The 2,392-nt window shown below is 37.2% G+C and carries 3 protein-coding genes and 2 pseudogenes; all 5 read left to right on the top strand.

What is annotated here, in order from left to right; genetic code table 11:
• Nucleotides 1-250: pseudogene (locus tag QUB25_RS29560) on the top strand (helix-turn-helix domain-containing protein); the annotation flags it as partial.
• A gap of 95 nt (nt 251-345) precedes the next feature.
• The gene (locus QUB25_RS29555; protein ID WP_333189026.1) at nt 346-804 is read left to right on the top strand and encodes a transposase; all 459 of its coding nucleotides are present in this window, start codon (nt 346-348) and stop codon (nt 802-804) included.
• Between the two features lie 77 nt (nt 805-881).
• Entirely contained in the window at nt 882-1,274 is a 393-nt protein-coding gene (locus QUB25_RS29550) for an IS630 transposase-related protein (RefSeq protein ID WP_333189025.1), read from the top strand.
• Nucleotides 1,275-1,331: 57 nt separating this feature from the next.
• Nucleotides 1,332-1,664 carry a transposase gene (locus QUB25_RS29545; protein WP_333189023.1) on the top strand — a complete coding sequence of 111 codons (333 nt, stop codon included), beginning with the start codon at nt 1,332-1,334 and terminating at the stop codon, nt 1,662-1,664.
• Nucleotides 1,665-1,845: 181 nt separating this feature from the next.
• Nucleotides 1,846-2,315 (top strand): annotated as a pseudogene (locus QUB25_RS29540) (IS1 family transposase); the annotation flags it as partial.
• Between the last annotated feature and the right edge of the window lie 77 nt (nt 2,316-2,392).

Raw genomic sequence — 2,392 nt, 5'->3', positions numbered from 1 at the left:
TCCGAAAACTGACCGATGTGGAGTCAAAGGCAAACTGAATGCGGAGCAACTACTCATCTTGGCGGAATTGGTGGAAGTCAATAATGATGCAACTCTTGAAAAACTCCGTTATTTACTTTATGGAAAAATTGGATTTTCTGTTAGTAGAGCAACAATAGGAAGAATGATAAAACTCTTAGACATTACTGTCAAAAAAAACTTTCTTCCCTTCAGGCAAAGGCACAAAGCGATTTCAAATCCTGCGATGTGAGTTCTGGAAAACAATTAAAGAGATGAGTTTAAAAGACTTAATATTCATTGACGAATCGGGAGTGAATTTGGCAATGGTTAGGTTATATGCTAGGTATGCAAAAAGGTGAAAGGGCCAAGGGACCAAAACCAGCTAAACGTGGCAAAAATGTCTCTATAATTGGAGCAATGTCAGTAAATGAAATCTTAACATCGGTTAATTTAATAGGTGGAACTGATGCAATTACCTTTGAAGCTTTTATCATCAGAAAACTCTTACCAAAACTCTGGAAAGCGGTTTGTGTGGTGATGGATAATTGTCCTATTCACCTGGGAAAAGAAGTCAAAAAAGCGATTGAAAAGAAAGGCGCAAAATTAATATACTTATCACCTTATTCACCAGATTTTTCACCAATTGAGAATCTGTGGTCAAAACTTAAAATCATTCTCCGTTCTATCAAGACTACTAATTATCAAGAGTTAGGAAAAGCCATAGACTTTGCGTTCCGACAAGTTACCTCGTCAAATATGTTTAACTGGTTTACACACTGCTGTTATTGTACCTCATCTTTATGAGAAAGGCTATACAACAGAACATACAGCGTATCCCAGGTTTATGAGGTACACTAATATTTAGTGTAGAAATAGTCCCAATGAAATCTTACTCAATCGAGTTCCGAGAAAAAATAGTCAAGGCTTACTTTCAAGGTAACACCTCAATCAGAAAAGTTGCGGCTAGATTTAGTGTAGCTAAAAGCTTTGTACAAAAACTACTATCTCTTCATAAATGTCAAGGTAGTTTAGAACCAAAAAAACCAGGTGGGGTAATGAAGGGGGCATTGTATGGAGCGGAAGTTCAACTACAGGCAATGGTTGAACGATATCCAGATGCAACATTATTAGAATATTGTGAATATTGGGCAGAAAATCATCATCAATGGGTCAGTAAAAGTGCAATGTGTCGGGCATTAAAAAAACAAAAACTCACAGTAAAAAAAAAACATTGCGCAGTGACCAGGGGAAAAGAGAAAGAGTCCGAAACTTGAGAATTGAGTATTGGCAGAAAGTTAAGCAAATCGAACCAGAAAATTTAGTTTTTATCGATGAAATGGGCGTTTTACGCTTGGTTAACACGAACTCATGCCCGAAGCTATTATGGAAGTAGGGTCTATGATTTTAAACCATTTTATCGAGGCCGGGAGGTGACAGTAATTGGGGCAATTAGCTTAAAAAAAGTGTTAGCTGTAATGACATTGGATGGTTCAATGAATGGCAAAGCATTCCAAGTCTTTGTCGAAAAGTGTTTACTACCACAACTATGGGAGGGTGCGGTAGTTGTCATGGATAATGTACCCGCCCATAAAGTGAAAGAAATCGAACCTTTAATTCAATCTGTTGGGGCGAGCGTTCTCTACCAATCACCTCCCGAATCCTGACTTTAATCCAATTGAACATTGGTGGTCACAATTAAAAGCTTTTTTACGTCAGTTTTCTCCCACTACTCCAAAAATGGTTGATGTTCTAATTGCCACCGCACTCGATTTGATGAATCCCAAACATTTAAAAAACTGGTTTACACACTGTTGTTACTGTACCTCATAAACCTGGGATACGCTGTATATTTGTGTCGGTTGTGGCCGACAATTTATACATTGTTATCAACCTCATAAAGGTTATTCTGAGGAGGTGAAAGGTGAATGTCTTAAAATGTATGTCAATGGTATGGCTTTTGGAGCAATTGAGAGAGTCAAAAATGTGCATCATACGACAATCATTAATTGGATCAAACAAGTAGGAAAACTCTTACCAGATTTTTATCACCCAGAAACAAATCCACAAGTGGGAGAATTAGATGAATTAGAAACATTTGTCGGCTCAAAAAAAACAAAAGCTGGTTGTGGACAGCAGTAGACCATTTTAAACCAGGTATTCTAGGATGGGTTTTAGGCGACGATAGTGCAAAAAGTTTTGAACCACTATGGGGCATTGTTAACAAATGGAAATGCCATTTTTATGTGACAGATGGGTGGAAAGTTTACCCTAAGTTTATTCCCGATGGAGATCAGATTATTAGCAAAATCTATATGATACCAATTTTATGTGAAGTTGCATATAATAGAGAGATAGCTTTTATGGTGCGTTTATGAGTCGTAGTTTAAAAATT

Origin of the sequence: Microcoleus sp. B3-D7, from assembly GCF_036705305.1 — a bacterium.
GTDB lineage: Bacteria > Cyanobacteriota > Cyanobacteriia > Cyanobacteriales > Microcoleaceae > Microcoleus.
The sequence above is the reverse complement of the archived record's forward strand: the minus strand, read 5'-3'. Positions and strand labels throughout refer to the sequence as shown.